This window comes from Alteriqipengyuania lutimaris, from assembly GCF_003363135.1.
Lineage (GTDB): Bacteria > Pseudomonadota > Alphaproteobacteria > Sphingomonadales > Sphingomonadaceae > Alteriqipengyuania > Alteriqipengyuania lutimaris.
In genome coordinates this window covers 1,193,823-1,208,695 of record NZ_QRBB01000001.1, presented here as the reverse complement: position 1 = coordinate 1,208,695, position 14,873 = coordinate 1,193,823, and the positions used below count along the sequence as shown (strand labels likewise).

Sequence of the window (14,873 nt, the reverse complement as noted above, 5' to 3'; positions counted from 1 at the left end):
CGCGTGGATCCCGCGATCCACCGCATCGCCGCGCGCGCCGCGCCGCTGGGCGAGCGCTTCGGCCCCGACTGGCAGGCTGCGGACAGCGCAGAATCGCTGGAGCTCGGCCGGGCGAGGCTCGATCGGTGGAAGGACAGGGTGGCGCAGGGGGACGAGGATGCCTTCCGGACCCGGCTCGACTGGCTCGACCTGCCGGGCGAGGACGCGCTGGTCCGCAGGCTCGGCGAGGGATCGCTGGCGCAGCTGCCCGACTGGGCCGGCTTCCTCGCCGACGCGCTCGACCGGGGCGAAACGCGGTTCGACGAAGCCTGCGCCCACCCGTTCGGTCCGGTCTTCGCAGGCTTCGTGGACGCCGCCATCGAGCAGCTGCCCTCGCAATGGCGCGAGGTCTTCGCACCACCAGCCGCTTCGAGGCTGATCGACGATCTGTTCGTGAAGCTGAGCTATCTTGGCGCTCCGGTCCTGCAGGTCGAGTTCGCCGCCTTCCGCAGCGCCCACCCGGGGCCGGGGACCGAGCGGTTCGACGCCTTTTGCGCCCGCATGGCGGCCGGCGGGCTCGTGACGCTGTGCGAAGAGCATGCCGCGCTCGCCCGCCTGCTGGCGATCACCTGCCAGCAGTGGGTCGGGCATGTGGGCACGATGGCGCGCGAAGTGGCGGAGGATCGCGAGGCGATTGCGGCGACCTTCGGCACGGATGCGGACGCGCGTGTCGAAGCGATCGAGCCGTCGCTGTCGGACGCGCATAATCACGGTCGTTCGGTCGCGATCATGCGTTTCACGGGAGGCCTGCGCCTGGCGTACAAGCCACGCTCGGTCGGGATCGAGGCGCGCTGGTTCGCCCTGCTCGCCTCGCTCGATGGCGAGGCAGGCGAATTCCGGTCGCTCGCGGTCCTCGACCGGGGCGATCGCGGCTGGGTCGAGATCGCCGAGCACGGCCCGCTCGACGACGCCGGGCAGGCCGCCGCCTACTACCGGCGCGCAGGCAACCTGCTCGCCCTGCTCTACACGCTCGAGGCATCGGACTGCTTTCACGAAAATGTCGTCGCGCAGGGGGCCTTCCCCGTGCTGATCGACATGGAAACGCTGATGCATCCGCTGATCCGACCCGAAGATGGCGGCAGCTCTGGCGCCTCTGCGGCGAGCGGGCAGGCACAGGATCTGCTGTTCAACAGCGTTCTGCGGGCCGGCCTCCTGCCCGTGTGGGAAGCGGGCGGCGATGGCCGGGTCGTCGATATCAGCGGGCTCGGCGCCCATGCCGAGCAGGTGACGTCCTATGTGCGGCGACGCTGGCGCGCGATCAACACCGACGCGATGACGCTTCATCACGAAGCGATCGTGGTCGAGAGCATCCACCACCTGCCGTTCCTCGACGGCAAGCCGCTCCATGTCGGGGATCATGTCGAGCCTGTCGTCGAGGGTTTCGAGGAGACGTACCGCGCGCTCGTCGAACGCCGCGATGCCTTGCTGGCGCCCGGCGGAGGGATCGACGCGATGCGCGGCGAAACATTGCGCGTCGTGTTTCATCCCACGCGGCTCTATGGCCTGATGCTCAAGCGGCTCGGCGCACCCAGGTCGATGCGCTGCGGCGTCGATCGCAGCATCGAGATGGAGGTGATGGCGCGCTTCTACCTCACCCAACCCGGCAAGCGCGCCTTTCGCCGACTGCTGGAGGCCGAACGCGCCGCGCTCGAACGGCAGGATATCCCGCTCTTTACCTTCGCAGCCGGTTCGACCGCCCTGCCGCTGCCCGATGCCGATCCGATCCGGGACGCCTTCCCGCGGGCGGCGATCGAGCGGATAGCGGACCGGCTGAGGCGGATGGACGAGGCCGACCTTGCGCTGCAGAGCGAGATCGTGCGCGCCTCGCTCGTGATGGCGAGCGCGCAAGCGCACGATCCGCCCGCATTCGCAACGCCTGCGCCGAGCCGAACGCGCCCGATGACGCGCGAACGCGCGCAGGCTGCGGCAAGCGCCATCGGCCGGCAACTGGCGGATCGCGCAATCCACGCGGCGAACGGCAGCGTCACATGGATCGCGCCGCAGATCCTCGCCAATTCCAATCGCTACGAGCTCCGCCCGCTCCGGCTCGACCTTTACGGCGGGCAGGCGGGTGTCGCACTCTTCCTGGCAGCCCTGTCGCGCGTCACCGGCGAGCAGCGGGACCTGGCGCTCTCAGCGCTGCTTCCCCTTCGCCGGAGCGCGCAGCCTCGGACATTGCAGAGCTTCATCGACAGCGGCCACACCATCGGCGGCGCGACCGGGATCGGATCGATCGTCTACGCGCTGACGCGCTGCGCGCAGTTGCTCGACGCCCCCGACCTGTTCGAGGATGCGCTCGCCACGGCGCGGCTGATCGATGCCGATGCCATTGCCGGCGACCGCGAACATGACGCGATGTCGGGCAGTGCCGGCACACTGCTGGGGCTGCTGCCGCTTTACGAGGCGACCGGAGATCGATCGGTGCTCGACCGCGCGCGGATGTGCGGCGAACATCTGCTTGCCACCATGCAGGACATGCCGGGCGGCTGCGGCTGGGCGAGCGGTTCCTACCCGCCGACCACAGGCCTGTCGCATGGCGCCTCCGGTGTAGCTTTGGCGCTGGTGCGCCTCGCCGCCGCAACCGGTGACGAACGCTTCGGCTGCGTGGCAGACAAGGCGATCGCATTCGAAAGCGCCTTCATCGATCGCGATGCGCGCAACTGGCGCGACCTGCGCGAAGGCGCGGAGGCACCGGCCAGTTTCATGAACACCTGGTGCCACGGCGCCCTCGGCATCGGTCTCACCCGTCTCGCGCTGGAGCGTGCGGGAGATCACCAAGACGACATTGCGCTCGCGCTCTCGCGCAATATCGATGCCCCGCCGCTCGCCAAGGACGGACTGTGCTGCGGGACGATGGCGCGGACCGAATTGCTTCTCGCGACGGGGCACGGCGGGGCAGCATTGGCCGTCGCAGGTGAAGTGCTCGACCGGGCCGAGAATGCCGGACACTTCTCGCTTTCCGGAGTCGCGGGCGCCGATTTCTTCGACCCTTCGCTGTATCAGGGCCTGTCGGGAATTGGTTACCAGCTCCTAAGAATAGTCGAGCCAGCGCAGATTCCGTCCTTGCTTACATGGGATTAGTACAAGTCATTGCTCGTCTTGGAGATTTTCTATCGATCGCAGCCCAATTCGGATAGACTCGACTTCGACTATCTAGTATCAAAAGAATAAACGACTGGACCACTACAGGAGCCCGATATGAAGGACGAACAGACTGAGGCCGTACAGCTTGCCACATCCTACGCCGGCGAGGCACTTGTGCCCGGTGGCGCGCATCTCGTGCGGGGCAATCTGAAGCAGGGCGGCCTGCACCTTGTCGTGGGTCTCGCAGCCCGCACCATGTTCGGCCTGCCCGGACTTGCGCTGGTATCCGCCAATTCGCTGGTCAAGGCGCAGTCGGGCCGGCACCTGACCGAACATCTCGGACTGACCAAGCCGAAGGTGGACGAAGAAGAGGCGGAAGAAAGCACCTCCTCGACGCGCAAGTCCACGAAGAGCTGAAGGCCGTTGGGCGACCCGTTCTCAGGCCGCGCGCTGCGGACACGACCATCCGTGTTCTGATGGGCCGACATGACCGGGGGGCAGGACCGGGCGACATGACGTTTCTCCTGCAGACGAGCGCATGAGCGGATCGCGTCGCGTGCCCACGCGCATGCCGCTTGCGCCGCCTTCGCCGCGACGGGCGCTGCGGCGTGTCCTCAAGGCCGGGCGGTTCACGGCGCGCGGTCTGGTCAAGCCGGTCGCGCTCACGACAGTCGCGCACGGGCTGCACCTTCTCCAGGGCAATCTCTTCGTCGGCACGGTCGACGCCGCCCGCACCCAGTCGGGCAAGCGCGGCGGGCGCGCTTTGCTGGCCGCGGGCAGCGTGACCGGGGTGGAACTGGTCGCGCAGAATGCGCGGCGGCGAGCCTGGCGGCAGACCGCCCTCGAATTTCGCGACGAGCTGCGCACCGCACTGATCGACTCGATTGCGGAGCAGGACCTCGCCTTCTTCGACGAACACGGCACCGGGCACCTGCTCAACCTGATCACCGAAGATACGCAGCGCGTCAGCAACCTGATCGAGCAATTGCCCGACCAGCTGATCGAGAAGGCGATGACCGGCGGTTTCGCCGCGTTCACGCTGGTCCGTGTATCCCCCCGTTTCACGCTGATCGCGGCGGCACCGCTGGCGCTGCTGGCAGCGCCCTCCATGGTGCTCGGCTCGCGGCTCGCTGCGCGCTACGCGGAGGCAGGTTCGATGCGCGGCGATTACAGCCAGGCGCTCGAGTCGCTGCTTGCGGGCATTACCGATATCAAGCTGTTCCAGGCCGAACCGCGCGTGGCGGCCCGGCTGCGCAAGGCGGGGCAGCGCATGAACGACGCGAATTTCGACGCCTTCTCGCTCGCCACGACCTCGGGCCTGCTTACCCAGGCGATCGGCGCGGGCGCATTCGCACTGGTGACGGCGCAGGGCGGCGGCCTCGTCCGCAGCGGTCGCATCACGAGCGGACAGTTCGCGCGCATCCTGTATCTCTACCCCAACCTGCTTGCCGCGGTTGCCGATCTGCAGGGCCTGATGGGCACCTATCAGGAAGCGACCGATGCGGCCGGACGGATCGCCGGAGTGCTCGACCATCAGCCGCTGATCGTCGGCGGCACGCAGCGCCTTCCAGCGGGCGATATCGGCGGGCGGCTGGCGCTGGAGGATGTCTCCTTCGCCTATGACGAAACGCGCGAAGTGCTGCGGGACATCTCGTTCGAGGTCGGCCGCGGGGAAATGGTCGCCATCGTCGGGCGCACCGGATCGGGCAAGAGCACGCTGCTGCGGCTGATGGCGCGCCTCTACGAAGCGGACGGCGGGCGCATCACGCTCGACGGCGTGGACCTGCGCGATCTCTCCTTGCCGGACCTGCGCAAGGCGATCAGTCTCGTCTCGCAGGAGACCTATCTCTTCGAAGGCACCATCCGCGACAACCTGCGCTACGGCGACCCCGACGCGGACGACAATGCGCTGCGGGCGGCAATGGAGCAGGCGGGCGCGGCGGACCTGCTCGAGCGGCCGCCCGACAGCCTCGACGCGCAGGTGGGCGAGCGCGGCGGGCACCTTTCGGGCGGCGAACGCCAGCGCGTGGCGATCGCGCGGACGATCCTGCGCGGATCGCCCGTGCTGCTGCTGGACGAGATCACCTCGCATCTCGATTACGAGACCGAAGACATGATCCGCCGCACGATCGACGATCTGGCGCCCGACAAGACGCTGGTGGTCGTCACCCACCGGCTCGCCACGATCCGCAACGCCACCAGGATCGTGGTGATGGACCGGGGACGCGTGGCGGAAACGGGCACGCACGACGAACTCGTCGCAAGGGGCGGGATCTATGCCTGGCTCTGGACCCTGCAGACGGGCGGCGAGGCACCGCCTCCCCGGCCCGGCGCTCGCAAGCGCAAGGCATCTGCCCCTACTCCGACCGGGTAAAGGGGATGTTCCACGCGCGTTCGGAACTGAGCAGGAAACCGGACACGCTGCCGTCCTGCGAACGCTGGAACTGGACGTCGATCGTGGTGTCGAGCGCCGCGAAGGCATCGCGATGGGTGGGACGCAGCCGGATGGCCAGCCCGCGCGGCCCGCGCACCATCAGCACCCCCTCGCGCGGCGCGACCGAGTAGGTGGCGTCGAGATCGGAGCTGGCGAAGATCCCGGCGAAGTCGGACAGCTCGGCACCGTCGCTCGGCTCGGTCGCGGTCACGCGCGCGCAGCGGTTGACCGTGTTCCCGCCGACATGGACCGCGACCGATTGCGCCGGCCCGGGCCGAGTCAGGTCGAACACCACTTCGATATCCATATCGCGCACGCGGAAATTGCCGTTGGCCAGCGGCACCAGTTCGTAATCGGTGCCGCTCGACGCCAGATGCAGCTGCCCCCCGCGCAGCGATATCTCGCAGGTCACCCCGCTCTCGTCGTGGCGGTAGAGCCCGTCGATCCGGGCGACATTGTGCAGCTTGAGGTCGAGCGGCGCGGTGGAGGATCGGGCCGCGCCACCGTCCGGCTGGGGCAGGATCAGGTCGACGATCTGCCGCGCGATCTGGCTCGGGCTGATCTCGAGGAAATTGGCGAGGATGATGACCGACAGGCCGTGATCGGGCACGCGCAGGTAATAGGCCCGGAATGCCGCATCGCCGCCCGCATGCTCGAGCGTCGCATAGGCGCCGTGATGGCCGAGGATCAGGCCGTAGCCGTAATCGATCCGCGCGCCCTCCGCGAACTGCGCAGGCGAGGCCATGCGCGCGATCAGATCCCCGTCGCCGACCACCCGATTGGCGAGGTTGGCTTCCCAGCGGGCGAGATCTTCGAGCGTGCTTTGCAGGTTGGACGGGCCGACGGTCTCGAAATGCGGCACGCAGATGCGATAGCTTCCGTCGTCCTGCCGGGCATAGGCCTGCGCGCGGCGCGGCACGATCTCATCGTGATCGTCGAGGAAGAAGGTGTCGCGCATGCCGAGCGGAGCGAAAATCAGCCGGTCGGCAAGGGCGCGCATGCTCTCGCCCGTGATCCGCTCCAGCGCGACAGCGACCAGCGTGTAGGCGGTGTTGATATACTGGAAGCGCGTGCCCGGCGCGAAATTGTTCGCCCCCTGCCGCGCCACGGCCCGCAGCACATCGCCGGTGGTCTTGAGGTCTGCGTCGCGCCAGCCGGAGAGGCGCAGGAGATCCCACTGCTCGCGCAGCCCGCTGGTATGGTGGATCGCATGCCGGAAAGTGATCGGCGGCCCGTCGGGAATTTCCGGCACGAAATGGCGCAGGTCGGTGTCGAAGGCGATATCGCGTTCGTCGCACACCAGTGCGGCGGTGACTGCGGTGAACTGCTTCGACAGCGAGGCTACATGGAAGACGGTGTTGGTTTCCATAGGCACCGCATGCTCGAGATGGGCCCACCCCCACCCCTCGGCGAAGACCAGCTTCCCATCCTGAACGACGCCGCAGACCGCGCCGGGCGAGCCTTTACGGGCATGCGATGAAAACAGATCATCGATAGCGAATCGCGTTTCGTCGTTGATCAAGCTTCGCTACTCGTATTTATTATCGATATCGATGATGCGCACCGACATGATTCGATCATTATTGGGCTCAAGGCAATGATGTTCTAGCAATACTTGGTAAAAATACCAAGAAAGGGGAAGCATGGGACAGGTCGAGAAGATGAACCGCCAATGCGACATCGCATTGGTCTCCATGCCCTTTCCGCCGCTCAACCAGCCTTCGATGGCGCTGGGGCTTCTCGTCGCCGCGCTGCGCAATGCAGGCATGAATGCGACCGCCCTTTATCCCTGTTTCGATTTCGCGAGGCAGATCGGGCTCGATGCCTATGGCTTCATTTCGGACAGCAAGCAGGAACTTCTGGTCGGCGAATGGGTCTTCGCGGCCGCCGCTTTCGGCGAGGATGCGCCCGAGGATCCGGGCTATCTCGACCGCCTGATGGCCCAGCCGGTCACCGCCGCGATCATCGCGCGCAGCCCGGCGCTGGGCGATCCGCGCGACCTGCTCGAAGGCGTGCGCGCGCAGGCCGATGCGTTTGTCGATCGCATCGCGCGCGACATCGTCGCGCGCGATGTGCGGATCGTGGGCTGCACCTCCACCTTTACCCAGCACGTGCCTTCGCTCGCCCTGCTCCGCCGGATCAAGACGCTCGCGCCGCATGTCGTCACGATGCTGGGCGGGGCGAATTGCGAAGGCGCTATGGGCGTCGCCACCAAACGCGCATTCGACTGGGTCGATTACGTCGTCTCGGGCGAAGCCGACCTGCTGCTGCCGGAGCTGTGCCGCCGCGCGCTCGACGGGTCGATCGGCGACGAACCGCTGCCCTATGGCGTGATCGACGGCCGCCATCCTGCGCTGGGCGACTCCGCCAAGGCGCCGCGCGTCTCGATCCCCGACATGGAGCGGACCCCGACCCCCGATTTCGACGATTACTTCTCCGCCCTGGCGTCCTCGCCGCTGGCCGAGTGCGTCGTGCCGGGCCTCGCCATGGAAACCTCGCGCGGCTGCTGGTGGGGGGCCAAGCACCATTGCACGTTCTGCGGGCTCAACGGCGGCAACATGGCCTTTCGCTCCAAACCCGCCGACCGCGTTCTCGAGGAATTCGACGGGCTTGCCGAGCGTTACGGGATCACCCGCTTCAACGTGGTCGATAACATCCTCGACCTTTCGTACATCCAGACCCTGCTCCCGCGCCTCGAACGGCCCGAGACCTACAACCTGTTTTACGAGACCAAGGCCAACCTGCGGCGCCCCCACCTCGAAGTGCTCGCGTCGGCAGGCGTGCGCCGGTTGCAGCCGGGAATCGAGAACATGCACGACGAAATCCTGCGGCTGATCGACAAGGGCACCACCGCGCTCATCAACCTGCGGCTGCTCAAATGGGCGCGCGAGCTCGGCATCTTCATCACCTGGAACTTCCTGTGGGACGTGCCGGGGGAACAGGACGCCTGGTACGCCGAAATGGCCGGCTGGCTGCCGCGCGTCAGCCATCTCCAGCCCCCCGGCATCGACCGGATACAGTTCCACCGTTTCAGCCCCTACCACATGCGCTCGGCCGAATTCGGGCTCAAACTGGAGCCATTCGAAAGCTACCGCGCGGTCTACCCCGTGTCGGCCCGCGACCTGGCCGACCTCGCCTATTACCATCAGGACGCGCGCCGCCGCCCCGCCGCCGAGGTGCTGCGCGAAAGGCCAGGCCTGCGCGAGACCGTGCGCCTGATCGCGCTATGGAACAGGGCATGGCTCTTGCCGCACGAGGCGCGGCCGAGCCTGCTCTGGGCGACCGACGCCGAGGGCCGGCGGGTCATCGACGACACCCGCCCCGCTTTCGGCGGCAGGCACGTGCCCGGCGATCTGGAAGTGCAGATACTCGAAGCGACCGAAGCGATGCGGTCCGACGCGGCGCTGGCAGAATTCGCCGATGCCCAGAGCGTGGCAAGCGCGCTCGAATGGCTCGATGCAAGGGGACTGGTTCTGCGCCAGAAGGGCAATGTGATGAGCCTGGTGATGAACCGGGTCACGCCGATCCCCGACGCGCAGGAGGACTTTCCCGGCGGCTATGTCGACATGGATCGCTGGGCCATGATGCGCCACCCGGACAATGCGGCCGCCAGCCTTGCGGCCGTCGACGGATTGCCCGCCTAGCGCGCGAGTGCGGCGGCGTCTTCGGCCCGCTGCCGGGTCGCGGCGAAGTCGAGCGGGGACTTGCCCACGAGCCAGCTTCCGCCCACGCACAGGACCGGATCGAGCGCGAGCCAGTCCGCCGCCGTTTCCTGCCTGATGCCGCCGGTGGGGCAGAATTTGACATCGCCGAACGGCCCGGCAAGCGCCTTGAGCGCGGCCATCCCGCCGTTGGTTTCGGCAGGGAAGAACTTGAAGTGGCTCAGCCCGAGGTCGAGCCCGCGCATGATATCGCCCGCATTGGCGATTCCGGGGAGGAAGGGAATCTCTTCCCGCACGGCTGCACGGCCGAGCGTTTCGGTGAGGCCGGGCGAGACGATGAATTCGCTCCCCGCATCGATCGCATCCTGCAACTGAGCCTGGTTGGTGACGGTGCCCGCACCCACGATCGCCCCCTCGACGCCGCGCATCGCGCGGATCGCATCGAGCGCGGCGGGCGTGCGCAAGGTCACTTCCAGAACGCGCAGGCCGCCTGCCACCAGCGCCTCGGCCATCGGGACCGCGTCGCTCGCATCTTCTACCACCAGGACGGGGATCACCGGGGCGGTGCGCATCAGCTGCTCGATCGGTTTCATACGAAATGCTCCTTGGCGAAGGCCGCTGCCGCGCCGAACAGGCCGGGCTGGGGATGGGTAATGATCTTGACCGGAATGGTCGACATCAGCGTCTGGAAGCGGCCCTTGGCCTGGAACCGCTCGGCAAAACCGGACTGGGCCAGCGTATCGCGGATGCGGTAGCCGAGCCCGCCCGCGATGACCACGCCGCCAAAGCCCCCCTGCGCGAGCGCGATGTCGCCCGCCACGCTGCCGAGCGAGAGGCAGAACCGGTCGACCGCCGCCGCAGCGAGGCTGTCTTCCCCCGACATGCCCGCCTGCCAGATCGTGCGGTCGTCCTCCTCGATCACGCCGCGGCTCTCCATCCGGGCGAGCGTTGCGTAGATATCGACGATCGCGGGGCCCGAGACGACGCGTTCCACCGACACGCGATTATGCCGCTTGCGCAGCCGCGCGAGGATAGCGTCCTCGATCATGTCGTGCGGGGCGAAGTCGATATGGCCGCCCTCGGTCGCCTGGACGCGGTAGCCGCCATGTCCGTCGCGATAGATCTGCGCCACGCCGAGCCCGGTGCCCGGGCCGACGATGCTGATCGTCCCCTCGCTCGCCAGTGGCTGGTCCGGCCCGGTCAGGTGGAGGAAATCGCTGTCCTGCGCGCGCGCGACCGCATGGCCGACCGCGCCGAAATCGTTGACGATGGTAAAGGCGTCGACGTTCAGCTTCGACTTCACCAGCGCGGGGCGGATGAGCCACGGGTTGTTGGTGAAGCGGATCACCTCTCCGCCGACCGGCCCGGCTACCGCGATGGCGACCGCGCGGGGCAGGTCGCCCTCCTGCATCGAGCCGAAATCTTCCCACGCGGTCTGGAAGCTGGCGTGGTCCTCGGTCTTCAGGGTGACCGGCTCGCCCAGCGTGATCGTGCCCTCGGCATCGAAGCTGGCGATGACGAAGCGGGCGTGGGTGCCCCCGATATCGACCGCAACGATGCGGTCCGGCCGCTCGATCACAGACCGGCCTCCGCCAGCATAGCGCTGCCGCCCTTTTCCGCCGGGTCGCTGTGGTGGCGCAGCATAGCGAAGAGCTCGCGCCCCGTGCCCAGTGCGGGCGGCGGCGGGCTCGCCTGTTCGCGCGCATCCCATTCGCGCTCGTCGACCAGTGCCTCGAGCGTGCCGGTGGTCGCGCACACGCGAACCACGTCTCCGTCCTGCACCTTGCCCAGCGGGCCGCCGTGGAACGCCTCGGGCGAGACGTGGATGGCGGAGGGCACCTTGCCGCTCGCTCCCGACATGCGTCCGTCGGTGACCAGCGCGACCTTGTAGCCGCGATCCTGGATCACGCCCAAGGGCGAGGTCAGCTTGTGCAGTTCGGGCATCCCGTTGGCAGCCGGGCCCTGGAAGCGCAGGATCACCACCACGTCGCGATCGAGCTCGCCCGACTTGAAGGCTTCGGCCACGGCGTGTTGGTCGGAAAAGACGCGCGCGGGTGCCTCGATCGTGTGGCGCTCGGGATCGACCGCGCTGACCTTCATCGTCGCACGGCCGAGATTGCCTTGCAGCAGCGCGAGGCCGCCATCCTTGCGGAAGGGATCGGACACGGGCTTGAGCAATGTGTCGTCGCGGCTTTCCTCTGCGGCGGGTTTCCAGACGAGGGTGTCGCCATCCATCACCGGCTCGCGGGCCCCCTCGGACAGCGACTTGCCGTAGACCGTCAGGATATCGTCGTGCGCCAGCCCGGCGCCCAGCAGTTCGCGGATGACGTAGGGCATGCCGCCTGCGGCGTGGAAGTAGTTTATGTCGCCCGCGCCGTTGGGATAGACGCTGGCGATCAGCGGGACGACGTCGCTCAATTCGTCCATGTCGTCCCAGTCGAGGATGATGCCCGCCGCGCGCGCGATGGCAGGCAGGTGGATCACGTGATTGGTCGATCCGCCGGTGGCGAGCAGGCCGACGACCGCGTTCACGATCGCCTTTTCGTCGATGCAATGGCCGAGCGCGCGATAATCATCGTTTGCCTGTCCGTCCTTGGCCCAACCGATCTCCGTCACCCGGTGGACAGCCGCGCGCGTCAGCTCCTGCCGCAGCTTGTTGCCCGGATTGACGAAGCTGGAACCGGGCATGTGCAGCCCCATCATTTCCATCATCATCTGGTTGGAATTGGCGGTGCCGTAGAAAGTACAGGTGCCCGCGCCGTGATAGCTGGCGGACTCGGCATCCATCAGCTCCTTCTCGCCTACCTTCCCCTCGGCATAGAGCTGGCGGACGCGGATCTTCTCCTTGTTGGCGAGGCCCGATGGCATCGGGCCTGCGGGGACGAGGATCGTGGGCAGGTGGCCGAAGCGCAGCGTCCCGATCAGCAGGCCGGGCACGATCTTGTCGCAGATGCCCAGCAGCAGCGCGCCTTCGAACATGCCATGCGACAGACCGACCGCGGTGCCCATCGCGATCACGTCGCGGCTGAACAGCGAGAGCTCCATCGAATCCTGCCCCTGCGTCACGCCGTCGCACATCGCGGGCACGCCGCCCGCAACCTGCGCGGTGGCGCCGCGCTCGCGCGCGAAGATCTTCATCTGCTCGGGGTAGCGGCCGTACGGCTGATGCGCGCTGAGCATGTCGTTATAGGCGGTGACGATGCCGATGTTCATCGCGTTGCCGCCGCGGATCGTCGCCTTGTCCTCTCCGCTCGCGGCGAAACCGTGGGCGAGGTTGCCGCAGCTCAGCGTCGGGCGATGCACGCCCTCGTCGCGCTGGCGGTCGATCAGGTCGAGGTAACGTCGGCGGCCTTCGCGCGAGCGTTCGACGATGCGTTCGGTAACCTTGGCGATCGTGTCGTTCAGCATCATGCCGGGCTCCAGTAGAATTCGGCGGGCGAGGAATCGAGCACCACACCCACCGGGTAGGGGCTCTCGCTCCCGTCGGACAGGGCGGCGAGCAGTACGTCGCGCTTGTCGCCGCCGCGGATGGACACCATCCGATGGCGCGCCGATCGGATCGAGGCCGCGCTCAAGGTGATCCGCGCAACGGGCGCTTCGGGCGGCAAGGGGTCGGGCGTCACTTTCAGCGCGCGCGCCTTCGTGGTCAATGCCGTGCGGTAGTCGGGGCCGGGAAAGATCGACGCGGTGTGCCCGTCGCCGCCCGCGCCGAGCCATGCGAGGTCGAGCGGCCACGCCAGTGCGCTCAGCCTCTCGTTCACGGGGGCCGCGTCCGCGAGAGCCTTCTCCCCCTTGCCCACCAGCGGCACGAGGCGCGCAGCCGTAGCGCCGAAATGCGCTTCGAGCATGGCGAAGTTGGAAAGCTTGTCGGTGTGATCGACCATGCGATCGTCGCCCGGCAGGATCGTCACCTTCTCCCAGTCGAGCGGACGCTCTTTCAGCAGCTCGAAGGCGGCGACCGGGGTCGATCCGCCCGGAAAGGCGACCACCGCCTCGCCGCGATCCGCGATCGCATCCGCGATGATCGCGCTCACCCGATCCGCGCAGGCCGCAGCCATCGCAGCATTGTCGGCGAATTCGTGCCATCCCTCGGGCCGCGAGAGGCGCGTTTCGTCACTCATGCCAGCTCACTCCGTCGCGTTCGGTCAGCGCGACCGAGGTGCTCGGACCCCAGCCGCCCGAGCCATAGGACTTGGGCTTCATGTCGGTCTCGCTCCACACCTTGCGGATCGCATCGATCCATTTCCACTGCGCTTCCACCTCGTCGCGGCGCACGAACAGCGTCGGGTCGCCGTCGATCAGGTCGAGCAGCAGCCGCTCGTAGGCGATCCGCCTGCGCGCCTTGGCGAAGACGTGGGTGAGCGACAGGTCGAGAGGGACCTCGCGCAAGGTCACCCCGTCGCGGTCCATTCCGGGCTGCTTCGCCATCACCATCAGGCGCACGTATTCTTCGGGCTGGAGCCGGATGACCAGCCGGTTCGCAGCCAGCTTCCCGCCACGCTCGGCAAAGATGTTGTGCGGCACGCTCTTGAACTGGACCACGATTTCGCTGCGGCGCTCCGCCATGCGCTTGCCCGTGCGCAGGTAGAAGGGCACGCCCTGCCAGCGCCAGTTCTCGACATGGGCTTTCAGCGCAACGAACGTCTCGGTCTCTGATGGCTCGCCCAGATCGTCCTCGTAGGCGCCGACCGCGCCGCCGTTCACCGCGCCGCTGCCATACTGGCCGCGCACCATCTCGTCCGGCTGGACCGGGCGCAGGCTGCGCAGCACCTTGACCTTCTCGTCGCGAATGCTGGTCGCGTCGAAGTCGGCCGGAGGCTCCATCGCGATCAGCGCGAGCAGCTGCAGGATGTGGTTCTGGACCATGTCGCGCAGTGCGCCGGTCTCGTCGTAGAAGGCATGGCGGCCTTCCAGCCCCACCGTCTCGCTGATGGTGATCTGGACATGGTCGATCCCGTTGGCATTCCACAGCGGCTCGAACATCGCATTGGCGAAGCGCAGCGCCATCAGGTTCTGCACCGTTTCCTTGCCCAGATAGTGATCGATCCGGAAAATCCGGTCCTCGTCGAAGGCGCTCGCCACCGCATCGTTGATCACCCGCGAACTGGCGAGATCGTTGCCCAGCGGCTTTTCGAGACCGATGCGCACATTGTCGCCCGCGAGGCCTGCGGACTTGAGGCCGCGGATCGTCGGTTCGAACAGGAACGGCGCGGTCGAGAGGAAGATCGACAGCCCGCCCGAGATATCGCCCAGCTTCTCGGCCAGATCGTCGAAGCCCTCGATCGTCGAGGCGTCGAGCGGCTGGTATTGCAGATGGTCGAGGAACGAGCCGATCTTGCCCTCATCCTTGCGGTCTTCGGGCAGGTATTCGTCCAGCGCCTCTCGCGCCATCTCGCGAAATTCGGCGTCGCTCATCTCGCTGCGCGCGGTGCCCACGATGCGCAGGTCCTCCGCGATCAGCGCGTCCTCGTGCAGCGCATAGAGCGAGGGCAGCAGCATGCGCCTGGCGAGATCGCCGGTCGCGCCGAACAGCAGCAGGGTGGACGAAGACTGGCTCATGCGGTGCGTACCTCTTTCGCGTTTTGGCAGGGGTATAGGCGCAAGGCAGTGTCGGATGCCACATGCATAGGTATGCATTGCGGCACCGGCAGGTT

The 14,873-nt window shown here is 67.4% G+C and carries 10 protein-coding genes; 4 read left to right on the top strand and 6 right to left on the bottom strand.

Features of this window, described 5'->3' with window-relative positions:
- Nucleotides 1-3: 3 nt before the first annotated feature.
- The 3 genes from DL238_RS05925 (at nucleotide 4) to DL238_RS05915 (ending at nucleotide 5,497) form a co-directional block, all read left to right on the top strand.
- The gene (locus DL238_RS05925; RefSeq protein ID WP_115491419.1) at nucleotides 4-3,120 is read left to right on the top strand and encodes a type 2 lanthipeptide synthetase LanM family protein; all 3,117 of its coding nucleotides are present in this window, start codon (nucleotides 4-6) and stop codon (nucleotides 3,118-3,120) included.
- A 117-nt stretch (nucleotides 3,121-3,237) separates the two neighbouring features.
- Nucleotides 3,238-3,540 carry a DUF6072 family protein gene (locus DL238_RS05920; protein WP_115491418.1) on the top strand — a complete coding sequence of 101 codons (303 nt, stop codon included), beginning with the start codon at nucleotides 3,238-3,240 and terminating at the stop codon, nucleotides 3,538-3,540.
- Nucleotides 3,541-3,661: 121 nt separating this feature from the next.
- Nucleotides 3,662-5,497 (top strand): ABC transporter ATP-binding protein, encoded by a 1,836-nt coding sequence (locus tag DL238_RS05915; protein ID WP_115491417.1) that lies wholly within the window; start codon nucleotides 3,662-3,664, stop codon nucleotides 5,495-5,497.
- Here the strand turns inward: DL238_RS05915 and DL238_RS05910 are convergent.
- Nucleotides 5,481-7,079, bottom strand: coding sequence for a serine hydrolase domain-containing protein (locus tag DL238_RS05910; RefSeq protein ID WP_115491416.1), 1,599 nt, complete (start codon nucleotides 7,077-7,079; stop codon nucleotides 5,481-5,483). The two genes, DL238_RS05915 and DL238_RS05910, sit on opposite strands and share 17 nt — an antisense overlap.
- Nucleotides 7,080-7,200: 121 nt before the next feature.
- Between DL238_RS05910 and DL238_RS05905 the strand changes: the two genes are divergently transcribed.
- On the top strand, nucleotides 7,201-9,201 hold the full coding sequence (locus tag DL238_RS05905; protein ID WP_115491415.1) for a RiPP maturation radical SAM C-methyltransferase: 2,001 nt from the start codon (nucleotides 7,201-7,203) through the stop codon (nucleotides 9,199-9,201).
- Here DL238_RS05905 and eda read toward each other — a convergent pair.
- From eda to zwf, 5 genes are read right to left on the bottom strand one after another with little or no spacing between them, the layout of a single operon-like run.
- Entirely contained in the window at nucleotides 9,198-9,812 is a 615-nt protein-coding gene (gene eda / locus DL238_RS05900) for a bifunctional 4-hydroxy-2-oxoglutarate aldolase/2-dehydro-3-deoxy-phosphogluconate aldolase (protein ID WP_115491414.1), read from the bottom strand. The two genes, DL238_RS05905 and eda, sit on opposite strands and share 4 nt — an antisense overlap.
- Nucleotides 9,809-10,798 (bottom strand): glucokinase, encoded by a 990-nt coding sequence (glk, locus tag DL238_RS05895; protein WP_115491413.1) that lies wholly within the window; start codon nucleotides 10,796-10,798, stop codon nucleotides 9,809-9,811. Before glk ends, eda begins: the two co-directional genes overlap by 4 nt.
- Nucleotides 10,795-12,630: a phosphogluconate dehydratase gene (gene edd / locus DL238_RS05890; protein ID WP_115491412.1), complete on the bottom strand. Its 1,836-nt coding sequence runs from the start codon at nucleotides 12,628-12,630 to the stop codon at nucleotides 10,795-10,797. The genes glk and edd overlap by 4 nt, the downstream gene beginning before the upstream one ends.
- Nucleotides 12,627-13,340, bottom strand: coding sequence for a 6-phosphogluconolactonase (gene pgl / locus DL238_RS05885; RefSeq protein WP_115491411.1), 714 nt, complete (start codon nucleotides 13,338-13,340; stop codon nucleotides 12,627-12,629). Before pgl ends, edd begins: the two co-directional genes overlap by 4 nt.
- On the bottom strand, nucleotides 13,333-14,778 hold the full coding sequence (zwf, locus tag DL238_RS05880; RefSeq protein ID WP_115491410.1) for a glucose-6-phosphate dehydrogenase: 1,446 nt from the start codon (nucleotides 14,776-14,778) through the stop codon (nucleotides 13,333-13,335). Before zwf ends, pgl begins: the two co-directional genes overlap by 8 nt.
- Nucleotides 14,779-14,873 lie beyond the last annotated feature (95 nt).

Bases quoted from the DNA above. Each gene is read 5' to 3' on its own strand.
- zwf (WP_115491410.1), bottom strand. From the start codon at position 14,778: ATGAGCCAGTCTTCGTCCACCCTGCTGCTGTTCGGCGCGACCGGCGAT.
- DL238_RS05905 (WP_115491415.1), top strand. From the start codon at position 7,201: ATGGGACAGGTCGAGAAGATGAACCGCCAATGCGACATCGCATTGGTC.
- DL238_RS05920 (WP_115491418.1), top strand. From the start codon at position 3,238: ATGAAGGACGAACAGACTGAGGCCGTACAGCTTGCCACATCCTACGCC.
- pgl (WP_115491411.1), bottom strand. From the start codon at position 13,340: ATGAGTGACGAAACGCGCCTCTCGCGGCCCGAGGGATGGCACGAATTC.
- DL238_RS05915 (WP_115491417.1), top strand. From the start codon at position 3,662: ATGAGCGGATCGCGTCGCGTGCCCACGCGCATGCCGCTTGCGCCGCCT.
- edd (WP_115491412.1), bottom strand. From the start codon at position 12,630: ATGATGCTGAACGACACGATCGCCAAGGTTACCGAACGCATCGTCGAA.
- eda (WP_115491414.1), bottom strand. From the start codon at position 9,812: ATGAAACCGATCGAGCAGCTGATGCGCACCGCCCCGGTGATCCCCGTC.